The following is a 26,692-nucleotide window of genomic DNA, read 5'->3' on the forward strand; positions in this document are numbered from 1 at the left end:
AAGTTTGCGAATGGCTACGTGTACCACAATACTGTATTTTATTTCTATAATATTAAATTGATAAATTTCATCACTAGGTTCAATAAATAGAATATTATCATTTACTATAAAATCACTGTAGATTTCTATATTATTTGTAGCTATCTTATTGTGAAAATTAAAAATAAAATCCAGTTAAAAAATATTATCACCCACTTTATTCGCAATATCAATTCGAATTGCTTTAGTGTTGTTTTTCATTATTAACCTTGATTAAATTCTCAATTATTAGCATCCATTAGCTTGTTAAGCAACACTTGATGTTCCACTGTCTTATCATCATTTAGTATTGAGATTGTTGAATTATAATTTTTATTTTTTTCTCGGTTAGATTTGCGGGTATATCGGTGATAATTACCCTATCACACATAACCAAAATGTTAATTTGACTTAATCCAATAAAACTATGTTATATTATTGTTATTGATTTATTTATAAAAATTACTGTTTATGACTAAACGCAAACAGATAATTCATCATGAACTTATTCGTCTTACTAATACTTTGAGGGATAAATTTACTACCGACTTGACTAAAGTTTTGGGTTTTGATGCCAATACGATTGGACATAATTTAGGTATAGCGCGAAATTCTGTAAGCAAAGAATTAAATCAACTAACTTTGGATGGTTTAGTTTTAAAAATCAAATCTCGCCCCGTCTATTTTTTAGATAAAAAATCCTACGAAGAGTTGATTCAACGGCAATTAACAGTAAACGTTTATGATGAAAGTACCCAATATCAGTTATTACCGAAAGTTGCTGAACCGATAATAGATCCATTTAGCCAATTGATTGGTTATGATCGCAGTTTGAAAACGGCTGTAGAAAAAGGGCGTGCAGCGGTACTTTATCCTGATGGTTTACATGTATTATTAACGGGGGATTCTGGTGTTGGAAAAACTTATTTTGCAGAGTTAATGCATCAACTTAGAGAACAACAAAATAAGCAACCGGTCCCTTTTATCTATTTTAATTGTGCTGAATACTATAACAACCAAGAGTTACTTTCTTCACATCTATTTGGTCATAAACAAGGCGCTTTTACTGGCGCTTCGTACAATAAAGTCGGCCTGATTGAACAAGCTAATGGTGGCTTATTATTATTAGATGAAGTACATCGATTGAGTAATGAAAGTCAGGAAAAATTATTTTTAATAATTGATAAAGGAGAGTTTCATCCTTTAGGTTCAAGTGATAAACCAATAAAAGTTAATATTCGTTTAATTTGCGCTACCACAGAAAATATCCAATCAAGTTTACTGCGTACTTTTTTAAGACGTATTCAAGTTTATATTACGCTCCCTTCAATTGAGCAACGTAGTTTAGAAGAGCGTGCTGAACTTATTTTTCATTTTATATTACTTGAAAGCAGAAAGATAAAACGTACGATTGCTATTGATAAAATTGCTTTAATTTATCTATTAAGTAAACCATTAAAAGGTAATATCGGACAGTTAAAAAGTGATATTCAGTTTTTATGTGCCCAAGGATGGGCGGCAGATCTTAATCAACTATCCTCAACCTTATTGCTTGATAAGCGTTTTATTGAAGAACCCTGTGCGCCGACTCCAGAAGTGACCACATTAATTAATGCTTTATTCAAAAATGATGCCCAGATTGAGATATCTACCACAGATAAATTGCAGTTGAAAAATACCTTATCATTATTATCCGCCAAAGAAGATAGTGATCTTTTTTATACCTTTATTACCCAAGAATATGTGAATTTACGTAATAGTCATGTATCGCCACAAGAAACACTATCGATCTTAAAAAAGAAACTGCGAAATATTTTTGATTATGGCATCAATCAAAAAAATAGTGGGCATAGTCAATATTTACATAGTGAACAGTTAGAAAAACGAATTAGTAGCCTGACAGAATATATTGAAGAAATTTTGGGATTTGTTTTACAAGATCATCTTAAAAGTTTATTACATAAACACTTTTTAACCTTATTAGCATATATACAAAAAGGATTAATTCCCAATTTGTATTCATCTAATTTGATTTTAGACCACTGTAAAGATGAGTATGAAAATGCGGTATTAGTTTGTAAGCGTATAGAAGCTATTTTTTATATCCAATGCCCGTCAACGGAAATAGTGTATTGGTGTTTATTTTTAAAAGAATGCCGTTTAAATCGCTTAAAAAAATCAGCGCCTGACAATTATAAAGTTATATTTATTGCTCATGGTGACACTACCGCAACCAGTATGGCTAATTATGTTAATCGAATTTTAGAATATCAACTAATCACACCGATTAATATGCCATTTGAGCAATCAGTGCATGACACATTAGCTATTTTAATTGAAAAAATTAAGCAATACGAATGCCAACAATTGATTTTAATTGTCGATACCGGTTCATTAGTTCATTTTGGCAATGTTATTCACCAATTATTCAATATTAATGTGTTACTTTTGCACAATATTACACTTTCAGCACTATTAGATTTTAGTTTAGATATAACTTATGCAGCCAAAGATTTTGCTGAAATAATTAATTTAATCCAAGATAAAAATATTGATTATAAGTTGTGTGATCAAGTCGATGAAGATCACGAACAAGTATTAATGATATCTTGTATTACCGGTATGGGTACTGCGGTTAAAATTAAAAATGTGATTGAAGAAAGCTTTAAAGAATTACTGATTAATACTCGCATATTGATTGTTGATTATAATGATATTCGTAGTCCGGAACGATTACGTAATATATTGAATACACAAGAGCGTGTAGTAGGTATTATTGGTACTTTTCAGCCAGAACTACCCGACATTCCATTTATCTCATTAGAAGAACTTTTCTCCGAGCAGGGTCCGGAATTGGTGATCAGCTTACTAAAACCTCATATGAGTGAGAATGAACGCCGGTTAATTATTGAAAAAAGCACCATGAAATTCATCGGTGCGTTAACATTAGAAAGTATCATTAACCAGATCTCCGTATTAAATCCACAGCGTATCTTGCGGGAAATGGAAGATCTTTATCAGTATATTTGTCAAAAACTTGATCTGCATCCTTCCAAACAAGTGACACTTCGCTTTTTAATTCACTGCTGTTGTATGGTAGAACGTATTGTAATTAGTCGCAAACCATTACAGATGGCAATTGATAATCAGACAATTCATTCTAATTACGCGATATCTGTCATCAAAGAAGCCTTTTTACCTATTGAAAAGAGTTACACTATTCGCCTCTCTGATGCAGAATTTTTATATATCTATGAATTATTATACTCTTAGTTATTGATTATTAAGAAATAAATTATCATCCTTGGTAGCTGACAAATTTGTTGGCACGTTTTTTGCTCCTGTTATTGTAAGTTAATAGTAATAAGGAGCAAAAAGTTGAATAACTCATCATCTCAAATTTTATTACTCACTCATGGCGATTGGGGAAAACAGCTTAAAGAAAGTTTAAGCATGATCCTTGGCAAAATCGAGGGAGTATTTGATATCGCGTTAACCGCTAACGATACATTCAATGAATTTTATGAAAAAGTTAAACAGCAAGTGGTTACCATGCCAAAAGGCTCGCTGATTCTTACTGACTTCATAAGTGGCACCACTTCTAATGTCGCAGCACGTCTAAGTCTTGATTACCCTATTGCGGTTATTTCAGGACTTAATGCTTTGTTGTTGATCGAAGCAATTAATCGAAAAGATGAAGGGCCACTAATGAATATCGTTGACGAGTTAGTCGGAGTTGGCCAAGAAAGCTGCAAAGATGTACTAGCAGAAATAAAACAAAAATTTCAGGAGAACTAAAACTATGGCAAATATCGTGTTATGTCGAATTGATAGTCGTTTAATTCATGGTCAAGTCGTAACAAAATGGGTTGGTCAGTCTCAAGCCAATCGAATAGCTGTGGTTAGCGATGAATTGGAAAACGATCCATTTATGAAAAATATCTACTTAATGGCAGCTCCTCCGAATGTCAAAGTAGATTGTTTTGGTAATCAAAGCTTTGTTAAATCATGGTTAGAAAATCAACTTGGCGATGGAAATGTACTAGTGTTATTCCCTAATTTAACCACTGTTTGTCAAGCTGTTGAAATGGGATTCAATATTGATCAAATACAAGTTGGTGGCTTAGGTGGTGGACCTAATCGTAAAGCTGTTTTTCAAAATATTACTTTAGATGATGCTGATGTTGAGATACTCAAAAAACTTAAGCAAGCGAGTGTGAATGTTTACTTCCAAACCATCCCAGAAGATAAACCTCAACCAGTCGATGATGTTTTAAAAAAATATTAATGATTTATTTAATTAGGAGAGATGTATGAGTACCTTAATGATTGCAGTCTGCATGGGACTTTATTATTGGTTTGCTCGCTTGCGATTCGGTTATACCCTGTCAGCAATGCTTCTACAACCAATAGTTGTCGCCATTTTTGTTGGATTGTTAACCGGTAATATGCCTGCATCAATGATAATCGGTGCTGGAATGCAATTAGTCTACTTGGGGGTCACTTCCACACCAGGAGGTAATGTGCCATCAGACCCCGCTTTAGCTGCCTGTATTGCAATTCCAATTGCCGTACAATCGGGTATGGATACCAATATGGCAATTGCGCTTGCGATTCCATTTGGCGTTATTGGTGTTTTCGTTGATCAGTTACGACGTACTTTAAATGCTATATGGGTACATATGGCTGATAAACATGCCGAACAAGCAAATATGGGTGGCATTATGCGCTGTGCTTTTGTTTATCCATCTATTCTTGGGTTTGTTATTCGCTTTCCTGTTGTTTTTGCGGCGAATTTTTTTGGTCAGCCAGTAGTAGAAAAATTCTTAAGTTTAATGCCGACATGGTTAACCCACTCCTTTGAAATTATCGGCGGAATTTTACCTGCGTTAGGTTTTGCTATCACCATCATGGTTATCGGTAAGAAGAGTTTATTACCTTATTTTATTGGTGGCTTTTTCGCTGTTCTTTACTTAAAAGTTGATGTAATGGCTATGGCTATATTTGGAACCTGCTTAGCATTTTTAATTAAAGGTTTCGCAAATAAAGAGGATGTATAAGATGAATGGAAATCAAGTTAGTTCTGATACTATGCAAAATGAATTGATTGAAAAAGCTAAACAAAGTAGTCGTTTAACTAAAAATGATATTCGTAAAGCTTGGCTTATCTACTATTTAGGTGCTGAGTTATCAAGTTCTTATGAACGTTTACAAAGTTTAATATTTTGTGCATCGATGACACCAATTATTAAAAAACTCTATCACACCAAAGAAGAGCAAGCAGAAGCATTAAAACGTCATTTGAACTTTTTTAATACTGAAGCAACGTTTGGCTCAATGATTCAAGGCATTGCTATTGCAATGGAAGAGCAAAAAAGTTTGGGTGAGAATATATCTGATAGTTCAATAACCGGTATCAAAACAGGATTAATGGGACCGCTTGCTGGTATTGGTGATTCTATTATTTGGGCTGCTATTATGCCTCTTTTAATTGCACTATTTATCCCTTTTGCCGCTAATGGTAGTGCAATGGGAGGAATTATGCCATTAATTCTATATCCGGCAATTACCTTAATTTTGAGCTACGGTTTGATTAATAAAGGATATACCGTTGGTCGTGATTCCATTATTACGCTATTACAAGATGGTAAAATGAAGCAGTTAATTTATGGCGCCAATGTATTAGGGCTAATTATGATGGGCGCTCTCTCAGCTAATTATGTTAATTTAACAACGCCGTTAGTATTTAGTACCGCAGAAGGCACGAAAGTGGTAGTACAAGAAATAATTGATTCAATTGCACCTGGGTTATTACCTCTGCTTGCCGTATTCTCGATCTATTTCTATCTCATCAAAAAAGGACCTCGTTATACCACAATTCTTATATCTGTTGTGGTAATTAGCGTCGTTAGTTCCCTACTCGGAATATTATAAATTTTTTAGAAAATCAGCACTAAATATTAGCAATTTATTTAGTGCTGAAATTATAGTGATTAATCGGTGAATAAAAATGTCTATCTATGAAAAATATCATCTAAAAAAAGTGCTTAATGCATCTGGTCGAATGACTATTTTAGGTGTTTCGACACCACGAAAAGAAGTTACTCAAGCAGTGACTCTAGGTTTAAATGAATACTTTGAGATGAAAGATTTGATCGATAAAACCGGTCAATATATTGCTAAATTACTCAATGCTGAAAATGCGGTAGTTGTTTCATGTGCGTCAGCCGGAATTGTGCAATCGGTGGCGGCACTGATCGTCAAAGATGATCAAGATCTTCTATATAATCTTCACTCATCAAACAAATATGTACCAAGAGAGATTATTGTACCCAAAGGGCATAATGTTAATTTTGGTGCGCCTATTGGAACAATGGTCTCATTGGGAGGCGGTATTGTTGTTGAAGCTGGCTATGCCAATGAATGTAAGCCAGAACATATAGAAGCAATGATTAGTTCTGATACGGCAGCCATTTTATATGTGAAATCACACCACTGTGTTCAAAAAAGTATGTTATCTGTTGCTGAAGCATTAAGTGTGGCGAAAAAACATGCGCTACCCTTGATTGTCGATGCCGCAGCAGAAGAAGATTTACAAACTTATTATCAACAAGGTGCAGATATCGTTATTTATAGTGGCGCTAAAGCAATCGAAGGTCCGACTAGTGGTTTAGTGGTTGGTCGTCATCAAGCAATCGAATGGGTAAAAAAACAATCTAATGGCATTGGTCGTCCAATGAAAGTTGGTAAAGAAAGTATTTTAGGATTAACCAAAGCTATCGAATTGTATATGAGTGAGCCAATTAATGAGACCGGCCAACAGATGATTGAAAAGATGACACCATTTATTACCAACTTAAATAAATTAAACGGGGTATCCGCTAAAGTTGTATGGGATGGTGCTGGTCGAGATATAGCGCGTGCTGAAATAAGCTTTGATAAAAATATAATCGGTAAAACGGCTAACGACATAGTAAAACTGATGAAAGAGGGAGATATCGCTATTTATTTTCGCGAGTATAAAGTCAATGAAGGGAAAGTTGATGCTGATGTTCGTAGCCTATCGGCAGCACAATTAGATGTAATTTATCAAAAAATTAAAACGATTATTCAACAATAGTTGTATTAAAGGAATAAAAGTATGACTAACAAATGTATCCCTAATTATTATCAAGATAGAGTGTGTCTAAATGTACTAGCAAATTCCATCGAAAATGCTAAAGAAGTGTATGAGGCAGCACAAACTTATGTTGTAGTTGGTGTTCTCTCTAAAAATTATCCTACTAATAAGCAGGCAATAACTGAAATGAAAAAATATGCAATGGCGATTGATAACGCTATCTCTATAGGTTTAGGTGCCGGTGATCCTAATCAATCTAAGATGGTTTCAGAGATTTCTAGTGTATTGCAACCACAACATATAAATCAGGTTTTTACGGGTGTTGCCACCAGTCGAGCATTACTCGGACAAGATAATACCGTCATTAATGGTTTAGTTTCACCAACAGGTAAAGTTGGATTGGTTAAAATTTCAACCGGACCATTAAGTTGTAAAGCGCCAGATGGCATAGTTCCAGTTGAAACAGCTATTGAAATGTTAAAAGATATGGGGGGAAGCTCAGTAAAATACTTTTCAATGGATGGTTTAAAATATATTGATGAATTCAAATATGTAGCAAAATGCTGTGCTGAACTTAATTTTGCTCTTGAACCGACTGGCGGAATTGACTTAAACAATTATGCCACCATTTTAAAAATAGCCTTAGATGCTGGGGTTAAAAAAGTGATTCCTCATATTTATAGCTCAATTATTGATAAAAACAGTGGAAAAACAAAGCCTCAAGATGTAAAAACATTAATGGATATGACGAGAGAGTTGTTATAAATGATAAATTAACTTAACAGTATTGACTGTTAAGTTAAGTGCACTTTAAACCTAAAATTCAATAAAATAACCTCATTTAATAAAAAATTACTCATAGCAAAATCTGTCAATTTTAGTTTTATGGCCATGTTATCCTGATAATAAACCCAATTAATTCAATAAATTAAACTTAAATTAAGCATTAGAAATTAATAACTGAAATTCCATCGGAAACTAATTTGGTGAGAACTTGCTCACAAATAATTGGATACATTATTAAATACATTGAATTAAAAATAAAATTTATATAATTTAATAATGACTAAGTAATTGGGTCAATAATTCTCATATTACTTAGTGTTAGGAGATTAAAAATATTAGATGGAAGCATGTTCTTTTAGGAAAACACCTCATAGATAGGCAATTAATTTTCTCAGAATATATTTTTCTAAATATCTAAATCTATCACCATCAACTAGGAGATAATTTATGTCAGATAAAGATAAACTTGTGACTAATATGACCGAAATAATGAGCAAGTTTGTAGCCCTTGTAGGTAAGAAATTACCTGACGATGTTGAAAATAAACTTCAAGATCTAAGCAAAAAAGAGACAAGTCAATTAGCAAAAGTCATCTATAGCACTATGCAGGAAAATCAAAATCTTGCGATGAAATTGAATCGGCCATGTTGCCAAGATACGGGCGTTTTACAGTTTTCGGTAAGATGTGGTACGAATTTTCCTCTTATTGGTGAATTAGAAAACATTTTAACTAATGCAGTATTTCAAGCCACAATTACCGCCCCTCTTAGACACAACTGTGTTGAAACATTTGATGAAAAAAACACTGGCAAAAATATAGGTACAAATGCGCCTTATATTTTTTGGGATATTATTCCTGATAGTGATGTCGTTGAAATTGATACTTACATGGCTGGTGGCGGATGTACTTTGCCAGGTAAAGCAATGGTACTCATGCCTGGTGCTGGTTATGAAGGGGTAACTAAATTTGTTTTAGATGTAATGACCAGCTATGGATTAAATGCTTGTCCTCCGCTACTTGTTGGTGTTGGTGTGGCTACTTCAGTAGAAACAGCAGCACTTTTTTCCAAAAAAGCGCTTATGCGCCCAATCGGATCTCGAAATGCCAATGAAAAAGCCGCTAAATTTGAACAGCTGCTTGAAGATGGCATAAATAAAATAGGATTAGGTCCTCAAGGTATGTCTGGTAAATATTCAGTTATGGGAGTCCATGTTGAAAATGGTGCACGTCATCCATCGGCGATTGGTGTGGCAGTAAATGTTGGTTGTTGGTCTCACCGTAGAGGAACAATTGTATTTGATAAAGAGTTGAATTACCAAACGATAAGTCACAAAGGAGTAACACTATGAGCCAAAAGAAAATATTAACCACCCCAATAAAATCTGAGGATTTAGAAGGAATTAAAGCTGGGGATATCGTTTACCTAACTGGCTATATTGTAACTTGTCGTGATGTGGCTCACCGTCGATTAATTGAACAAGGATTAGATTTACCGGTTGATATAAATGGTGGTGCAATTTTTCATGCAGGACCAATAGTTAAAGCATTATCTGATAATGAATTTCAAATGATATCTATTGGACCAACAACTTCCATGAGAATGGAAAAATTTGAAAAAGAATTTATTGAACAAACAGGCGTGAAATTAATAGTTGGTAAAGGTGGAATGGGGCCAAATACTGAAGAGGGTTGTAAAAAATATAAAGCAATACATGTTGTTTTCCCGGCTGGATGTGCTGTTGTTGCTGCAACACAAGTTGAAAAAATAGTTGATGCTAAATGGCGAGATCTTGGTATGCCTGAAACATTGTGGGTATGTAAAGTAAAAGAATTAGGTCCTTTGATTGTATCAATTGATACCGAAGGGAATAACTTATTTGAAAATAACAAAATCATTTTCAATCAACGCAAGGAAGAAGTTTACCAAGAAATTATTCCGCAAGTCAGGTTTATTAAATAACGGTAACTATCCATAGTAACATCAAAATTATAAAGGTTAACGTTATGTTGGAAGTTTTAATAAAAGACAAAAAATTTGTCTTTAGTGAGAAGGATGAAATGTAATGAAACAAAATTTAGAGCAAACAGCATTAAGAAAAATCACATTACGAATAGTTCCTTATGTCATGCTAGTCTATTTCATTGGGTTTTTCGATAGAATAAATATTGGTTTTGCTGCTTTAACGATGAATCAGGAGTTGGGATTTTCTGATGCCGTTTTTGGACTTGGGGCTGGACTTTTTTTTCTTGGTTATTTTATTACTGATGTCCCATCTAATATTATTTTGCAAAAGGTGGGACCTCGTATTTGGTTAGCTAGAATATTGCTAAGTTGGGCTGTAATCACAGCATGTATGATTTATGTTGAAACAGTTACTGGTTTTTATATTATTCGTTTTTTATTGGGAGTAGCTGAGGCAGGCTCTTTTTCTGGAATCATATTGTATTTATCCACATGGTTTCCAATAAAGAAACGCGCTCAAATGATAGCGTTCTTTATGGCTGCGGCACCAATTTCAGCCATGATTGGTTCACCTTTAGCCGGAATCATTATGAGTTTACACGGCGCATTTGGATTTAAAGGATGGCAATTAATGTTTTTAATGTGTACGATTGCTGCCGCGGTAATGGGGATATTTACATTATTTTATGTTAATGACAAACCAGAAAAAAATAGCTGGCTAACAGAAGACGAAACTAAATGGTTAGTCGATACTCTTGCAAAAGAGAAACAAGGGGAAAAAGCAGTAATAAAAACCAGTATATGGAAAGGATTAACTGATATTAGGGTATTAACCTTAGCGATTGTTTATTTTGGTACTTCTGCTGGACTTTATTCGATCAATATTTGGTCTCCAATGTTTTTTAAATCTTTTGGCTTATCCACAATTCAAGTCGGTTATATTAATTCCATACCACCGGCATTAGCTGCAATCACGATGATCTTGTGGGCGAAACATTCGGATAAAACAAATGAACGAACCTGGCATGTTATTTGTGCGTGTTTACTTGCCTGCGTTGGTTTCATTATTGCCGGCCTTGCTACAGCGTTAATTATTGCAACCATTGCCTTAGTTATGGCTAATATTGGTATATCATCTTGCAAACCACCATTGTGGAGTATTCCATCTCAATTTTTAAATGGACCAGCTATTGCTGCCGGATTAGCGGCGATAAATGCCATAGGTAATTTAGGTGGATTTGCTGGACCGGCATTAATTGGTTGGTTAAAACAGGCAACGGGTGATTTTTCTTATGCACTTTATTTTGTTGCCGGAATGTTAATGATTTCAGCCTTTTTAACGTTAATTATTGGTATCAATAATAAAAAACGACAAGCTCAATAACAAAATTGTTATATGAATTTAAATAAAAATGCCACTTTAGTCAGAAGTGGCAATTAAATTTGAAAAAGGAATTTATTATGAAGCTATTAAGCTTTTTGTCACCACTAACACATGAAAAAACATGGGGTTGTGTTAAAAATGACAATGTATATGACTTGAAAAAACAGTTAGGTGACAACTATCCAGATCTAAAATCAGCCATTTCTAACAATATTTTAAGTGAATTAAAACAATTGAAATTGGCGCATCCAGATTATGCGCTAAATGAAATTCATTTTTTACCTGTTATTGATAATCCAAATAAAATAATTTGTGTGGGAATGAATTATCCAGAAAAAAGAAAGGAATTTGAACAATCTACCAATGCCCCAACACTTTTTATTCGATTTCCTGATTCGCTTGTTGCACATAATGAATTCATGCATAAACCCAATTCAACAAATGAATTTGATTATGAAGGTGAATTAGCAGTAATTATTGGTAAAACGACCAGTAACGTATCAAAAGAAAAAGCTCTAGAGCATGTTGCTGGTTATAGCTGTTTTATGGATGGTTCCGTCAGAGATATGCAATATACTTGGTTTACTTCAGGTAAAAATTGGCCAAAAACGGGTGGGTTTGGGCCTTGGCTAGTCACATCTGATGAAATTACTGATCCGCAAAAACTGCACATTACAACTTCATTAAATGGACTCCAAGTTCAAAGTGAATCTACAGGAAATATGATCTACTCTATTTCTTATTTAATTGAGTACATCTCAAGATTCAGTAAACTTGAAGCCGGTGATGTTATCATAACAGGTTCACCAGGAGGCGTTGGCAAAAAAAGAACCCCCCCGCTGTTTATGAAAGAAGGAGATATTATTGAAGTTGAAATTAGTCAAATTGGTAAATTAAAAAATAAAATTTTGGACTGTTAACCTAAACTTCTGTTTTTCCTTACTTATGTAAAAAATTAAAACTTAAAAACGTGTTAGCATATCTTCCATGCTGCGAATGATATGCTGATACATAAGATTTTTTGCCAATTCTGCATCATATTCAATCATTGCATTCAAAATATTACCGTGTTCTTTAGATGAAAGAATAGCGTATTCTTGCTCAGAAATATTCGAACCTAATGATAATCCATTCCACATTTCCGATAAGATAGAATTAATTTTATTATTGCCACATGCGGCCCAAATTGCCATATGAAACGCTTGATTATAATTGGTATAATCAACGTAATTATCATTTTCAATAGCGTTTTTTCCACATTGATAAGCATCAATAATTTCGGATAGATCGGCTTTATTTTGGCAAACTTCAGCGACAGCTTCGCGTTCTAAAACTGCGCGAGTCACATAGTGATCTTTGATAAATTTCTTAGTAATTCCTAAAACTTCTGCCCCTTTATTATGGCGCAATTTAATAAAACCATCTCTAGCCAAAATCTGAAAAGCTTCTCTGACTGGGGTATTTGAAACTTCCAATTGCGATGCAACACCATCAAGCGTCACAATTGTGCCTTCTTGTATCTCTCTGGTTAAAATGGCTTTGCGTAAAACCGAAGCTATTCGTTCTCTCATTGGTAGTAACTTCAGTGGTTGCAATTGATTCATCTAGGTTAACTCCTATTTAACTTTTTTGTTAAACTATCAGCTAATGAAAAATAATATTTGTATACAAATTTGGCTATTGCTTTTAATTCATGTGTCTGAATTGATGCTATTAAACTATTATGTAAATCTTCATCACTAGATTTTTTTTCAATATTATCCCAAACATATTGCGGATAACCCACTAATAGTCTTGAATAATTTTCTTTAATAAAATAATTGTCGATTTCGGTTAATAAAACTTGTCGAAATTGTTTGGCATCTGCAACAAGTATATTTCTTATATCTTTTTTTGAATTTAACAATATTTTGATAATTTGGATCTCAACCGATGCGATTAATTCAAAAATATCTTTTAACAAATCAATCTTCGGACCTACTACTAATACGTGTCGATTAGGTAATCGCGATAAAAATCCTTCTAATTCTAATATAAGAAACGCTTCTCTAACGGGAATCCTAGATGTATTAAGATATTGGGCTATCTGTTCTTGAGTAAGTTGTTCACCATTTTTGAACCTACCAGATATGATCTCCTGCCGCAATATCTTTGCTATTCGATCTTTGGTTTGAGTGTTATCCAGCTTTGGTAAAATATTATCCATTATATTATCGGTTTCAAATAAAATTAGAACAGAGATTATTCCTTAGATTATCTGTTAGTACAAGCCTTCAAATTCTAAAATAATTTTTAAAAAGTATAAATATAAGATTATTTTTACAATTAAATATAATTAAAAAATCATATTTAATTAAATTATTAAAAATACTTAATCAATCTCAAGTTACGTTAAAAATAACCAAATTTACTTTCATTATATATGTTTCATTATTTATGGCGTTATTTATAAATATAAAGTAATAAGTTAAATAGTTTACTTAGTAGTTATTAATATATTGAATTTTAGATAGAAATAATAAGTTATTACTAATTTAAAAGTGCTAGTGTAGTTATTTGAAAAGTTAAGATTTTAGCTTCAAATAATTTTAACTTGAGAAGCTAGTTAATTATTATTTAATTATCTTATTAGTTTATAAGATTCAATAATTGATAGTTTTCAACTTTTTCAATTTGTTGCTCATAAAGATTAATTTGCTGTTCAGAAAAAGAAACATTATTGGAATGAGGTGCAAAATTAGTACTAACACCAAAAGCTCGAGATTCATTATTTAGTTGATCACGAGCCGTATCGATTTCAAAATTATTTAATTCAATAGCATCACAATAAAATGCAACTGGTTGCCAATGATGAGCAATAAATTCACACTTTGCGTATCCACAAACCACACATAAAAAGCATAATAAATTGTCCCTTCGATTTCATTAAAAAACGGTATCACCACAATTTTTTTACTTTCATCAGTTGGTCATATTTTACAAACTGCCTTATCACTCTCGCGAGAAGAGTGGTATTTTTCAAGTAAATGATCAACCCATTTTTCACAATCAGCACTACTTATCATAGTCAAGCTAAGAGTGATGAGTAGTAGTTTTGGGGTGTTTTTTATTCTTATTAAAAATTTACTTTAAAGCGAAAAAGTAATGATATCTATTTTTTTCGTTATTTTGATTATCGACAAAACAAATAACAAAATCATCCAATATGATAATTTTCATTTAACCAACTATTTAATCATTATTTTGATATTAAATAGATGTATCAATGGCTATTTGACTATTAAATTTTACTATATATTTGTAAATTCAAATAAATACATTAAGTTGGATATAAAATTAATGTATTTATCAAGTAGATTAAATAGGAATAATCGATGGTTGTCCTTGTCTAGCATAATAAGAAGAGAATCGAGCAATAATATCTTTCATGAAATATGGTGAGATCTGCGCTTCAGGTTTTATTTCTTTACTTTCAATTTTTTTATCAAAAAATTCTTTTTCAACGCTGCATAACTTTCTAAAATTTAGATACCCTTGATCAAAAGTTTGTGTTTTTGGTAAAAAGTGATAACAGCCTATATTATTCTTATTAACTATATTTTTTAAGTCTTGTTCGCTTGTCCGTTTAGGTTTCACCTTGTTATAATCATCTTTTACCATATCAAAAGAATCAATCTCAATTAATTGAATATATGTAGTTTTACTGTTTGCCAAATCGCATGCAGGAGTAATTATCATATATTTTTTTTCATTATAATTACAAATTAAACCCGTACTAATATTTTTTTCAGAATGATATTTGAGATAATATTCCTCAGGTACAAACTTTTCATGCTCATTATTCAACAAATAATAAATATTATTTAATATATGCCTTAAAAGACTTTTTTCTACATCAACTTCATCATTTTTAATGTAATTAACCCATCCTTCATATTCAAGAATCATAATGTCTTTAAAAACATTATGGAGTGTTTTTTCAAAAGTTCCTTTAGCTCCTAAAATTTTGGTCAAACCAGTTTTGTAAATTTGATGTATGTATTCAATTACATCTGTATGTTTATCTTCTGATTTACTAAATGTCTTCATAATTGGTATATTATCAGGAATATCGTTTGGGGTACCTGTATAAATAATAGTTGGTAATCTAATTAATTTATCATATATTTTTGAAATATAACTAGATCCAGCACCATTAGTATTTCCAATTTTTAAATCGATAATGGCACAATCAAAGTCTCTTAAATCAATCTTTTCTGCTTCTTTTAATTCATTAACCGATGTTAAATTGATAGTAATTTCATTTTCATCATTATAACGTAATACAGCCTCTTTAAACTGTTTAATAATAGTATTATCGTCCTCCAAATAAAAAATATTAATTATCATTTTCCAATTCCTCTCTTTTTCTATTTATTAATCGAAAATATGCACCATTGGAAGATTCTAAAACTAATAAATCAAAACCTAAACGATTTGCAGTTTCTCCTGCAATGGTTAATCCTATTCCTATACCATCTATTTTTGTTGTAAAACCTGGTTCAAATATAATTTCTGATTCAATCAATTCTGGATTTATTCCTGGTCCACTATCTTTGTAGTCAATAAACTGGATTTGTTTTTTTTCAGTTATACAATTAATAATAATATGCTTTTTATCCGAATTATTTTTTATCATCCAATACAAACTATTTGAAAAAAGGTTAACAAATAGGGAAATAATATCTTGTTTATAACCTTTGATAGATATATCATCAAAATCAGTAATACTTAAAAGTATATCTTTCTTCTCGTAAGACTCTTCAACTACAATAGATGAATAAGCATTCTCATAAGCATTTTTAATTTCTGTTTCTAAGTTAATTTCAATAGGTTTCTCTCTTTTTCCTACAGCTAGAGGATCTAACTTTTTAAATAGTTTTGCTAGATCTAGAGCGTTTTTATCAATTTCTTTAGACGTATTCTTAATTTGGTCAGTAAGTTCAGAGGTAGAAGAATTTAAAAATTTATCAATATAATAACCCAAAGAATCAATTGAGTTACGTATATAACTAATATAATGGCGCCCTTCATGGATAACATATTGAACAAGTTTTCCTAATGTTGCTTGAGCTTGAAATATCGCGATTTGCTGTTTAATAAATTCTAATTTTTCTTGTTTTTTTTCTGCATCTTTATCAATTGATAAAACAATTTCAGCTATTATCTCAGGTGCTGTATCTTTAGAAATTAAGTACTGTTTTATTTCATTTTTTAAATTTTCAAATGAAAACGTATCTTGTGCCAATTTTTCAGTTGAAATTCTTTTTTTATTTGATAAAGACTGTCGGAAAAGACTTCTTTTTTCTTCTAATTTAGCAATAACTAATTGGGTTATTTTAATAAGATCTTCATAAGCATGATTGTTCTTTAATCCATCTCGAGCAGTTTTTTCTATAAGATTAGATGTTTCTTCTGACGAGATTAAAACAAAACCGATAACTTGATCACTACCGATTCTTAAAGTTGGATTTTGTACACGGCGTTTATCTAGCTCTAACCAATCAAATCCTGGATCACCAAGTGGACGAATTCTAAAACCGTTTCGATAAACTCCAATACCATTATTTGCATTCAATAAGCTTTTGGCTTGATTTTTTCCTACATAATATCCTTGCTCATCTTTTAAACCCTTGCTTATTAAATTATCTATATCTTCAGCACTACGATCAAATACTCGTATATCAAAATATAAGTCACCACATAATGTCTGTCTATCTAAAGAAAAAATGATTGGAATTGTCTCTTTTTGACCTTTATATTTTTGAAAAGTATATAATAATTCTACATTTCCTAAACTTGTTACTTTTCCTTTTATTCTATAATCAGATAATTCTAGAAGTGGAAAAGGTTCAATAATTTCATTAATATCTTTTTCTAAAAAGTTATGTGTAACTAATTCAATCTCGAAAGTGTCATTTAATGGATTATTGCTTGGTAATTCTGGTGGTGAAATAAGTTTTTTTAGTTGAAATTTCAATTCATTAAATTGTTTTTGGTTCCATTTAAATTCAGTTAGTTTACTTTTTATTGTCAGAGTGGTACCAGAAGGTAAAGAACTTGTAGATAAGTCAACTACAATTTCAACTTGATCTAAATATTCCGCTTTTTCAAAATCATTCCACTCCAAATAAACTTTTGTTTTTAATCCTTTTTTATCAATCGTTTCTAAAAGTAAATCTTCTCCTAAAATTGACGCTGCATATCTACCAATTCCTTTTCTACCTTGCATTATCCTTTTACCTGAAGGACTCATTTTTCGTTTCAATTTATCATCAGTTGAAGGAACTAACCAATTATTTAAAACTACGTCAGTTGTCATGCCATGACCGTTGTCAGAAATTTTCAATACTTGAATATTATCACTTTCAATTAAAGAAAATTCTAAGGATACTTTTGTTGCATCAGCATCATAGGCATTTTTAACAAGCTCTATAAGGGCTGTATGCAAATCTTGTATTAACTCTTTACCTATCGTTAATACATGGCGTCCTGCAGGGCGAATATTTGCTCTAATACTATTCATAAAACCTCTTAAAAATATTACCGACTAATTAAAATTTTCTTGATAGTTTTAGCTAAAACATGCGACATTAATGGTGGTACAGCATTACCGATTTGGGTAAATGCAGCAGTTCTAGAGCCTTCAAAAAAATAGTCATCAGGAAAAGATTGTAATCTAGCTGCTTCTCGAACAGAAATAGAACGATTTTGTGTTGGATGAATATAATAATGTCCATCTTTTGCAATATGAGCAACTAATGTATGAGAAAGTCCAGTTGAATCTACAACTTTAAATCTATCTAAAAAAGTAGAGATATTATTTTGAGTTCTTAATTTTTCAGGTAAATCATTGTATTTAAGTCTATGTTTTTCATTGTTCCATTTATTTTGTGCGATAGTATAAATTGCCAAATCATTTTTATTATGGGGTCTTGTAATATGCTGAGTATAAAAATCTAAATCACTTCTTGTATTATATTTTTTCTGGTAATCTGAGGCTGGTTTTGTGTATCTACCAACAGGTATTATATCTCCTGCTTTTAAAATAGCTAAATCATGAAAAATATCAGCCACTATATACTGCTGTTTTTCTTTTGGAAACTCAGGATAATTCAATTCTTTTTCTTTTAAACTTCCTATTATAATAATGCGCTTTCGTGACTGTAAAACACCATAATCTTTGGAATTTAATATTTGATAATCTACGTTATAACCAAGTTTATCGTAATATATTTTTAAATCATTAAAATATCTTCCATTATTTGCACTCACAATACCCGGAACATTTTCAAAAACAAACATCGTTGGTTTATATTTTTCAAGAATTTTGCCATATAATTGGTAAAGTTTTACTCGTCCATCGTTGTTCCAATCAATCGCATGCCGTCCAATTAATGAATAAGCTTGGCATGGCGGACCACCTATAAGTAAATCCACATTTTTTGAGTTTTGTAGTTTAAGATTTGTATCAATTTGTTTATAAATTTGTTGTAAGGTTGTATCTTCAATTTTTAGATTTAAAATTGAACATAACAAATTTTGGGGGATTTTTTCATACAATTCAGAGCGAGAAATTTCACCTCTTAAATAACTAATATAATGATCTAAGCGATTATTATTTTGTAAATAGTGATAAGCTAATCTTGTTTTTAACGTATAGCATGCATCTGTATTCATTTCAACATGAATAATTGGTTTAAAACCATTACGGATAAAACCTTCTGAAAGCCCTCCTGCTCCGGCAAAAAGATCAATATAATTTAACATTTGTTTTTTTTTAATTTTTGTATTTGATATCATTTTTTATAATAATGATTCCTAATTAAATTTTTTCATTATATTAGTAATAAAGTTTGAAATCTATTTAATTGACAACTAAATTAAGTTTTATTTATATTTTAAGTAACTTCTTTGAAGAGGTTGAATAAACCTCCTTTACATATTTTTAAAATATCTGCTACAACTTATATAACACTTTTGATTATTTATATTTCATAAATTAATTTTCATAATTAATCCTCAATTTGGATTAGCTTATTTTTCAGTAATCATGACCTTGTTTATATTGTGCTAATACATAAAGTAATAATAAAGGTTTATGTGGAGCTCGTTGATCGCCTTTTTTCCAAATAGTGATTTTGGTAATTTGTTGTTGTAATTGTTTAATATCCATTAGCACTCAAAATAAAGGTAATAATTTGGAAAATATTACAAATATCGTATTGTTTTTGTGATCTACCTCACAAAATTCCAAGTTAGTATGTAAAAATGAATCAATATTTGCTAGTTAGATCTAAAAAATTATTTTTAACCCTCACAAACCCCAACCAATTTATGAATATGCGTAAATCGCATAATGGTATGTAAAATTGATATTTCCTTATTTGTCGTTAATCGTTTTTAATTAAGCTTAATTAAAACTAGATAGGTAAGGAAACATTATGGCTTTGATCCCTCCTCACGCCAGTGACCAGTTACAACCACTTCTTGTTAAAGACGATGATCGATTGGCATTACAGCATTATGCAAAAAATCTTCCCGCAATTACGCTATCAAGTCGTGAAGCTGGAGATTTAGTGATGTTAGGAATTGGCGGTTTTACGCCACTGTATGGTTTTATGCGGGAAGAAGATTGGCGCAGTGTTTGCGATAATATGCATTTAGCAAATGGTGTTTTTTGGCCAATTCCTATCACAGTATCCGTAACCGATGCTCAAGCTGATACCTTAAAATTGGGTGATGATATTGCACTCAAAACACCCGATGGGCAGATAATTGGTATTTTAAATGTTGATAGTATTTATCGACCAGATAAGCAATTTGAAGCGATACAGGTGTTTACAACAACCGATCAAAATCATCCTGGCGTTGCAATGCTTATGGCTCAGCCACCTGTTAATTTAGGTGGTAAAGTGCGTGTTTTCCATGATAATGGTTTTAAAATGCAATTTGGTCAATATGCATTAACACCACAAGAGACACGAGAACGTTTTAATCAATTAGGTTGGCAGAAAATCGCCGCCTTTCAAACGCGTAACCCTATGCATCGTTCACATGAATATTTAGTCAAAACAGTATTAGAGCTTTTTGATGGGGTACTTATCCACTCTCTATTTGGCAATTTAAAAGCAGGTGATGTACCGGCAAATATTCGTTTGAAAGCAATTAATACCCTAATTTATAACTACTTTGTGCCTGATTCTGTTGTTCATTCTGGGTATCCTTTAGATATGCGTTACGCTGGACCCAAAGAGGCGTTACTACATGCTCTTTTTAGGCAAAACTATGGCTGTAGTCATCTTATTGTCGGTCGTGATCATGCTGGTGTCGGTAATTATTATTCGCCGTTTGCTGCACAAGAGATTTTTACCCAATTACGGGATGAAGATTTACTTATTAAACCCATCAAAATTGACTGGACATTCTATTGCCATAAATGTGCAGGTATGGCATCAAGCAAAACTTGCCCACATGACAGTAGTGAGCGCGTTCTTATTTCAGGTACTGAGGTAAGACGGCGTTTGCAAACAAAAGAGCCCATACCTGAAACATTTAGTCGCCCAGAAGTCGTTGCTGAATTATACCAATGGGCAAACCAGTAATATGCAAAATAGATAATTACTCATCGATAAGTTGATAAAGAGGAAAGCCATGCTAGATTTAACCAAAGTTAACCAGAAATTACAAAATCAGTCGCCGTTAACCATTATTGAGTGGGCGTTAAAGAAGCAACAAGATATTCCTGTCAAAAGTATTATTAGTACCCATTTTGGACCATATGAAGCGGTGTTACTTCATCTTGTTACCCAAGTTGACCCAAATATTCAGGTTGTTTGGGTTGATAATGGTTATGCCACAAATTCCACCTACCGTGTTGCCAATAAAATTACAAAGCAACTTAATCTAAATCTACATATTTTTGTACCACAACGAACGACAGCTTATTTAGATGTGCGATACGGTGGATTACCTGAATTAGATACCCCAGAACATACCGAGTTTACCCAAATTGTCAAAATTGAGCCGTTTAATCGTGCTTTAGCCACACTCAAACCAACGCTATGGTTTACTGCGCTACGTCGTGAACAATCTGCGTTAAGACAGGAGTTAAATATTGTGACAAAAGCGGGAGATAATTTATTTAAGATTGCCCCTCTCCTCGACTGGACAAGTCAAGATATGCAGAACTATATCGAAAAACTTAATTTACCTAATGAGATGGATTATGTCGATCCAACTAAAGGACCGCAAGGTAGAGAGTGTGGCTTACATAAAATAACCTTTTGATTTTAGAAATAGATACACATTGGACTTTGCTGATAATCGTTGAGTAAAACAATATTATTAGGATTTAACAGAACATTTTAAGGTTGCTAGGTACTGGCAATTTACCGATAGCGCAAAAGCTATCAAATAAGGGAATCACATGAGCACACAACATTTTCCTTTTAATTGTGATGAATTAAAAAAAATTATTGAAAAGTCCAGTGATAAACAGCTCGCTTGGTTGTCTGGATATTTATGGGGACTTGCAGAAAAAAATTCAAATGAACAAGCGTTACCGAATATCACAACTACCACCGACGTAACGCAAGCTGTGCAAGCGAAAAAAGTTACGATTTTATCAGCATCACAAACAGGTAATGCTCGTCGAGTAGCAAATGAGTTAACTCAAGATATTGAGCGTTTAGGTATTGAAGTAACTCATCTGCCTGCTGGCGAATACAAAGCCAAAAAATTGAGTCAGGAAGAAATTTTAATCTTAATTACCTCAACACAAGGTGAGGGTGAACCACCAGAAGAAGCATTACCACTCTATAAATACCTTTTTGCTGCCAAAGCCCCTAAATTGGCAAATCTACAATTTGCGGTAATGGGTTTAGGTGACTCTTCTTATCCAAAATTCTGTCAAGCTGCTAAAGATTTTGATCAACGATTAGCTGAATTAGATGCTCAGCGTATGTTATTACGCGTTGATGCTGATACGGATTTTCAAACTGTAACTACCAATTGGCGACAGGCAGTAATTGATAAACTTAGCAGTCTACAACAATCGACTTCAATATCATCAAAAGAAAATAATACTTCAAGCAGTGTCGTTGTTAACAGTAGCCTTTATCACCGCAATAATCCCTTTATTGCACCCGTTAATGTGAATCAAAAAATTACTTCTCGCGATTCGGATCGCGATATCCGTCATATTGAATTCGACCTTACCGGTTCTGATATTAGCTATCAACCGGGCGATGCGTTAGGGGTCTGGTATCAAAATAGCGATGAGCTTGTCGATGAAATTCTTAATATTACCCAGCTTACCGGTGAAGAACTGGTCGAACACAATGGTCAACAAATTACTTTAAAAACAGCTCTGATTGAGCATGTTGAATTGACTCAAAATACACCTGTCATTATTGAAAAATATGCCCAAGCGATTCAAAATCCTGAACTGCTTACCTTAAGCAAAGACAGAGAAGCTTTGATAGAAATGAGTCAAACATTACCACTGGTTGATATGCTTAATCGTTATCGAGGCAACCTTACCGCACAAACATTAGTTGGATTGCTTCGACCTCTTACACCTCGTTTTTACTCCATTGCATCAGCACAAGATGAAGTTGGAGACGAAGTTCATCTTACCGTAAATGTGGTGCGTTATCAGATCGAAAATAAAACCCGTACTGGCGGTGCATCAAACTTTTTAGCCAATCAAATTGCTGACCAAGATCAGGTCAAAATTTTTGTTGAACATAATGATAACTTTAGATTACCTAATGATACCAATACGCCAATCATCATGATTGCTGCCGGTACTGGCATTGCACCATTTAGAGCTTTTTTACAACAACGTAGTGCTCAATGTGCTACGGGTAAAAATTGGTTATTTTTTGGCAATCCGCATTTTATTTCTGATTTTCTGTATCAAGTGGAGTGGCAAAATTATGTTAAAGAAGGTCTGTTAACGAATATCGATCTTGCGTGGTCGCGAGATCAAGCCGAGAAAATATACGTACAAGATAAATTAATTGCTCAAGGCAGTGAAATCTGGCAATGGTTGCAACAAGGTGCCTATATCTATGTTTGTGGGGATGCGAAGCGCATGGCAAAAGCAGTTGATTTAGCACTACAACAAATTCTGATGACTCAAGCTCAATACAATCAAGAGCAAGCCATCAACTATCTGGATGAATTAAGAAGTCAAAAACGCTATCAACGAGATGTTTATTAACACATAACCGACATAACAACTAATTTTAATTTATTGAGTGATGTAATATGAGCAATGATAAACCTAAAACAGTTACCCTAACTCAAGTGGTAAATTTAACACCACCGCAAAATGATGTCTCAGATCTACCATTATCGGATTCTGAACGATTTAAACGAGAAAGTAATTATTTACGTGGCACCATCGTTGACGATTTGAATAATGGTTTAACAGGTGGCTTTAATAGTGATAATTCTCAGCTCATCCGCTTACATGGCATGTATCAACAAGATGACAGAGATATTCGTAAAGAACGCCTAGAACAAAAACTTGAGCCACTAATCAACATGATGCTACGTTGCCGCCTACCGGGAGGGATTATCACTCCCAAACAGTGGTTAACGATTGATAAATTTGCCACCGAGGCAACAAAGTATGGCAGTATTCGGCTGACTACAAGGCAAACATTTCAGTTTCATGGCCTGTTTAAACGCAATCTTAAATCAGCTCATCAACTATTACACAATATAGGACTTGATTCGATTGCCACCGCTGGCGATGTCAATCGTAATGTCTTATGTACTTCAAATCCAATAGAATCAAAAGTTCATCAACAAGCTTACTACTGGGCAAGCAAAATTTCAGAACATCTTTTACCAAAAACCCATGCTTATATTGAAATCTGGTTAGATGGTGAAAAACTACCCACACCCGACAGCGAACCCATTTTAAGTTCAACTTATTTACCGCGTAAATTTAAAACCACGGTGGTTATCCCGCCTATTAATGATGTTGATGTTCATGCCAATGATCTTAGTTTTGTCGCTATCGCCGAAAAAGGTGAATTGATAGGTTTTAATGTGTTAGTTGGCGGTGGTTTGGCAATGACTCATGGAGATAAAACAACCTATCCTCGTAAAGCGGATGATTTTGGTTTTATTCCAGTAGAAAAAGTACTGACTTTTGCAGAAGCCGTTGTTACCACACAGCGCGATTGGGGCAACCGTCATAATCGCAAAAATGCCAAAACCAAATATACACTTGAACGTGTCGGTGTGGAAAACTTTAAAAAAGAGGTAGAGCTACGCGCAGGTAGTGCTTTTTTGACCAGTAAACCTTATAAATTCACGCAAAGAGGTGATCAATTTGGTTGGTATAAAGGTATTGATGATAACTGGCATTTAACGCTGTTTATTGAAAATGGACGATTACTTGATTATCCAAACAAACCATTAAAAACGGGTGTTGCTGAGATCGCTAAAATTCATCAAGGTGACTTACGCATTACTGCTAATCAAAATCTAATTATTGCTAATATTCCGGAACAACAAAAAGAAGCCATTGAAAAAATTGCCAGAGAGTATGGGCTGCTTGACGATACGGTCACATTACAACGTAAGTATTCCATGGCATGTGTTTCTTACCCAACTTGTCCTCTTGCTATGGCCGAAGCCGAACGATTTTTACCGACGTTTGTCACTCAAATTGAGCAGATGTTAACTCAGCATCACTTATCTGAAGATTATATTATTTTACGAGTGACAGGTTGTCCTAATGGCTGTGCAAGAGCGATGTTGGCCGAAGTAGGCATGGTTGGTAAGGCGCCCGGTCGCTATAATTTATATCTTGGTGGTAATCGAGAAGGGACACGAATTCCACGTTTATATAAAGAAAACGTAAGTGTTGATGAAATTTTATTAGCGCTAGAACCATTAATTGAAGCTTGGTCAATTCATCGCAATAAAGATGAAGGTTTTGGCGATTTTGTTATCCGTCATGAAATTGTCAAACCAGTAGTAAACTCAGCGATTGATTTTTATCAGGTCGTTAATTAAAGATCATATACAGGTTTGTAGAACCTTATGACGTGCTTATTTGCTGATAAAAAACATATATAGCAATAAGGCATATGGTTATTACTTAATCATATTTGTCTTTTTTATATGTTCTTTTATACTTAAGTGAGTTATTAAACTATCTAATTTTATTAATAAAATTAACAATAAACATAATTTATAAATTAGATAACCTGCCTATAACCAGTTCGATAACAGTGTTTATGCTGGGTGGCGATCCGTTTTTTTAAATAATTCACTTTTTAGTACATGTTATTAATTATATACAGCAAATTATTTTAAATTAATGCAATACAATTATATCGATGGGAATAAAGTAATTTTTTCTTGGAAGATCGCTATCATGAACATACAACAATTAAGAATTATTCGAGAAGCAGCGCGTTGTAATTATAATTTAACCGAAGTAGCAAATACTTTATACACCTCCCAATCTGGAGTAAGTCGACATATTAAAGAGTTAGAAGAAGAACTCAATATTGATCTTTTTATCCGCCAAGGAAAACGCCTAATTAACATGACTGAACCAGGATTAGAACTGGTCGTGATTGCAGAACGTATTTTAAATGAAATTAATAACATACACCGTTTATCAACCATTTTTTCAAATAAAGATGAAGGATCTTTAGTAATAGCAACAACCCACTCACAGGCTCGTTATATTCTCCCTAACATTATAAAATCATTTAGAGTACTTTTTCCGAAAGTCCATATTATTATCAATCAAGGCTCATCAAGTGAGATTATTGCCCAGCTTCTTTCAGGCGAGGCTGATATAGGTATTGATAATGAAAGAGTTGATAATAGCTCTCTTGCTACCTACCCTTTTTATCGTTGGCATTACTCGATTGTGACACCGAAAGATCATCCTTTAACCAAAGCCGACAAAGTAACATTAGATATGTTGCAACCCTTACCCATAATTACTTATCGACAAGGGATCTTTCCTCGCAAAAGCATCGATAAAGCATTTTCAGCGATAGGATTGGCACCTAATATATCATTGAACGTCCAAGAACCTGATGTTATAAAAACTTACGTTGAATTAGGTTTAGGAATTGGTATTTTAGGCAATAAAATGTATAACCCTGAATATGATGTAAACTTGGTTCAACTAGATGCAAAACATCTGTTTGAGTCACATGTTACTTGGCTTGGCTTAAAGCGTCATAAATTACAACGTAATTATATTTGGCGTTTTATTCAATTATGTAATCAAGAGCTCTCATTGGAAGATATTAAAAATCATGCCTTGTTTGATCAAACTCATTCCAAAGTGCCTGATTATCAGATTTAATTGATATTAATAAAACGATA

General features: G+C 33.0%; 22 protein-coding genes and 1 pseudogene. 16 read left to right on the plus strand and 7 right to left on the minus strand.

Annotation, left to right across the window (positions count from 1 at the left end; translation table 11 throughout):
* The first annotated feature begins 489 nt into the window (after positions 1–489).
* The 11 genes from AC5LXV_RS02210 (at position 490) to AC5LXV_RS02260 (ending at position 12,192) form a co-directional block, all read left to right on the plus strand.
* The gene (locus AC5LXV_RS02210; RefSeq protein ID WP_034884332.1) at positions 490–3,291 is read left to right on the plus strand and encodes a sigma 54-interacting transcriptional regulator; all 2,802 of its coding nucleotides are present in this window, start codon (positions 490–492) and stop codon (positions 3,289–3,291) included.
* 105 nt (positions 3,292–3,396) lie between these two features.
* The gene (locus AC5LXV_RS02215) at positions 3,397–3,816 is read left to right on the plus strand and encodes a PTS sugar transporter subunit IIA (protein ID WP_034884330.1); all 420 of its coding nucleotides are present in this window, start codon (positions 3,397–3,399) and stop codon (positions 3,814–3,816) included.
* A gap of 4 nt (positions 3,817–3,820) precedes the next feature.
* On the plus strand, positions 3,821–4,306 hold the full coding sequence (locus tag AC5LXV_RS02220) for a PTS sugar transporter subunit IIB (protein WP_034884328.1): 486 nt from the start codon (positions 3,821–3,823) through the stop codon (positions 4,304–4,306).
* A 25-nt stretch (positions 4,307–4,331) separates the two neighbouring features.
* On the plus strand, positions 4,332–5,078 hold the full coding sequence (locus AC5LXV_RS02225) for a PTS mannose/fructose/sorbose/N-acetylgalactosamine transporter subunit IIC (protein ID WP_034884326.1): 747 nt from the start codon (positions 4,332–4,334) through the stop codon (positions 5,076–5,078).
* A 1-nt stretch (position 5,079) separates the two neighbouring features.
* Entirely contained in the window at positions 5,080–5,952 is an 873-nt protein-coding gene (locus AC5LXV_RS02230) for a PTS system mannose/fructose/sorbose family transporter subunit IID (protein ID WP_110434849.1), read from the plus strand.
* A 76-nt stretch (positions 5,953–6,028) separates the two neighbouring features.
* Complete coding sequence (locus AC5LXV_RS02235) at positions 6,029–7,138, plus strand: DgaE family pyridoxal phosphate-dependent ammonia lyase (RefSeq protein WP_493467271.1); 1,110 nt, start codon at positions 6,029–6,031, stop codon at positions 7,136–7,138.
* A 21-nt stretch (positions 7,139–7,159) separates the two neighbouring features.
* Positions 7,160–7,903 carry a 2-dehydro-3-deoxy-phosphogluconate aldolase gene (gene dagF / locus AC5LXV_RS02240; protein WP_493467272.1) on the plus strand — a complete coding sequence of 248 codons (744 nt, stop codon included), beginning with the start codon at positions 7,160–7,162 and terminating at the stop codon, positions 7,901–7,903.
* Between the two features lie 468 nt (positions 7,904–8,371).
* Entirely contained in the window at positions 8,372–9,274 is a 903-nt protein-coding gene (ttdA, locus tag AC5LXV_RS02245; RefSeq protein WP_086326586.1) for a L(+)-tartrate dehydratase subunit alpha, read from the plus strand.
* The gene (gene ttdB, locus AC5LXV_RS02250; RefSeq protein ID WP_034884698.1) at positions 9,271–9,885 is read left to right on the plus strand and encodes a L(+)-tartrate dehydratase subunit beta; all 615 of its coding nucleotides are present in this window, start codon (positions 9,271–9,273) and stop codon (positions 9,883–9,885) included. Before ttdA ends, ttdB begins: the two co-directional genes overlap by 4 nt.
* Before the next feature lie 103 nt (positions 9,886–9,988).
* Entirely contained in the window at positions 9,989–11,272 is a 1,284-nt protein-coding gene (locus AC5LXV_RS02255; RefSeq protein ID WP_110434847.1) for an MFS transporter, read from the plus strand.
* Between the two features lie 77 nt (positions 11,273–11,349).
* A complete protein-coding gene (locus AC5LXV_RS02260) occupies positions 11,350–12,192 on the plus strand; it encodes a fumarylacetoacetate hydrolase family protein (RefSeq protein ID WP_493467273.1) in 843 nt (280 codons plus the stop codon).
* 42 nt (positions 12,193–12,234) lie between these two features.
* Here the strand turns inward: AC5LXV_RS02260 and AC5LXV_RS02265 are convergent, their stop codons facing one another.
* From AC5LXV_RS02265 to AC5LXV_RS02295, 7 genes and pseudogenes are all read right to left on the minus strand, one after another.
* Positions 12,235–12,876 carry a GntR family transcriptional regulator gene (locus AC5LXV_RS02265; protein ID WP_086326590.1) on the minus strand — a complete coding sequence of 214 codons (642 nt, stop codon included), beginning with the start codon at positions 12,874–12,876 and terminating at the stop codon, positions 12,235–12,237.
* Positions 12,877–12,881: 5 nt separating this feature from the next.
* Complete coding sequence (locus AC5LXV_RS02270; protein WP_493445662.1) at positions 12,882–13,478, minus strand: GntR family transcriptional regulator; 597 nt, start codon at positions 13,476–13,478, stop codon at positions 12,882–12,884.
* A 422-nt stretch (positions 13,479–13,900) separates the two neighbouring features.
* Positions 13,901–14,161, minus strand: a complete 261-nt coding sequence (locus AC5LXV_RS02275) for a hypothetical protein (RefSeq protein WP_493467274.1) — start codon at positions 14,159–14,161, stop codon at positions 13,901–13,903.
* 468 nt (positions 14,162–14,629) lie between these two features.
* A complete protein-coding gene (locus AC5LXV_RS02280; protein WP_493467275.1) occupies positions 14,630–15,661 on the minus strand; it encodes a hypothetical protein in 1,032 nt (343 codons plus the stop codon).
* Entirely contained in the window at positions 15,651–17,837 is a 2,187-nt protein-coding gene (locus tag AC5LXV_RS02285; protein WP_493467276.1) for an ATP-binding protein, read from the minus strand. Before AC5LXV_RS02285 ends, AC5LXV_RS02280 begins: the two co-directional genes overlap by 11 nt.
* A 17-nt stretch (positions 17,838–17,854) precedes the next feature.
* Positions 17,855–19,114 carry a DNA cytosine methyltransferase gene (locus AC5LXV_RS02290; protein WP_493467277.1) on the minus strand — a complete coding sequence of 420 codons (1,260 nt, stop codon included), beginning with the start codon at positions 19,112–19,114 and terminating at the stop codon, positions 17,855–17,857.
* Positions 19,115–19,361: 247 nt separating this feature from the next.
* Positions 19,362–19,487 (minus strand): annotated as a pseudogene (locus tag AC5LXV_RS02295) (phosphorothioated DNA-binding restriction endonuclease family protein); the annotation flags it as partial.
* 268 nt (positions 19,488–19,755) lie between these two features.
* Between AC5LXV_RS02295 and sat the strand changes: the two are divergent.
* From sat to AC5LXV_RS02320, 5 genes are all read left to right on the plus strand, one after another.
* Positions 19,756–20,916: a sulfate adenylyltransferase gene (gene sat, locus AC5LXV_RS02300; protein WP_493467278.1), complete on the plus strand. Its 1,161-nt coding sequence runs from the start codon at positions 19,756–19,758 to the stop codon at positions 20,914–20,916.
* A 49-nt stretch (positions 20,917–20,965) separates the two neighbouring features.
* A complete protein-coding gene (locus AC5LXV_RS02305) occupies positions 20,966–21,601 on the plus strand; it encodes a phosphoadenosine phosphosulfate reductase domain-containing protein (RefSeq protein WP_065602911.1) in 636 nt (211 codons plus the stop codon).
* Positions 21,602–21,740: 139 nt separating this feature from the next.
* Entirely contained in the window at positions 21,741–23,540 is a 1,800-nt protein-coding gene (locus AC5LXV_RS02310; RefSeq protein WP_493467279.1) for an assimilatory sulfite reductase (NADPH) flavoprotein subunit, read from the plus strand.
* A gap of 47 nt (positions 23,541–23,587) precedes the next feature.
* Complete coding sequence (gene cysI / locus AC5LXV_RS02315) at positions 23,588–25,354, plus strand: assimilatory sulfite reductase (NADPH) hemoprotein subunit (RefSeq protein WP_493467280.1); 1,767 nt, start codon at positions 23,588–23,590, stop codon at positions 25,352–25,354.
* Positions 25,355–25,718: 364 nt separating this feature from the next.
* A complete protein-coding gene (locus tag AC5LXV_RS02320; protein WP_493467281.1) occupies positions 25,719–26,672 on the plus strand; it encodes a LysR substrate-binding domain-containing protein in 954 nt (317 codons plus the stop codon).
* The last annotated feature ends 20 nt before the right edge of the window (positions 26,673–26,692 follow it).

The sequence above is a fragment of the Gilliamella sp. LMG 34359 genome, from assembly GCF_984569085.1.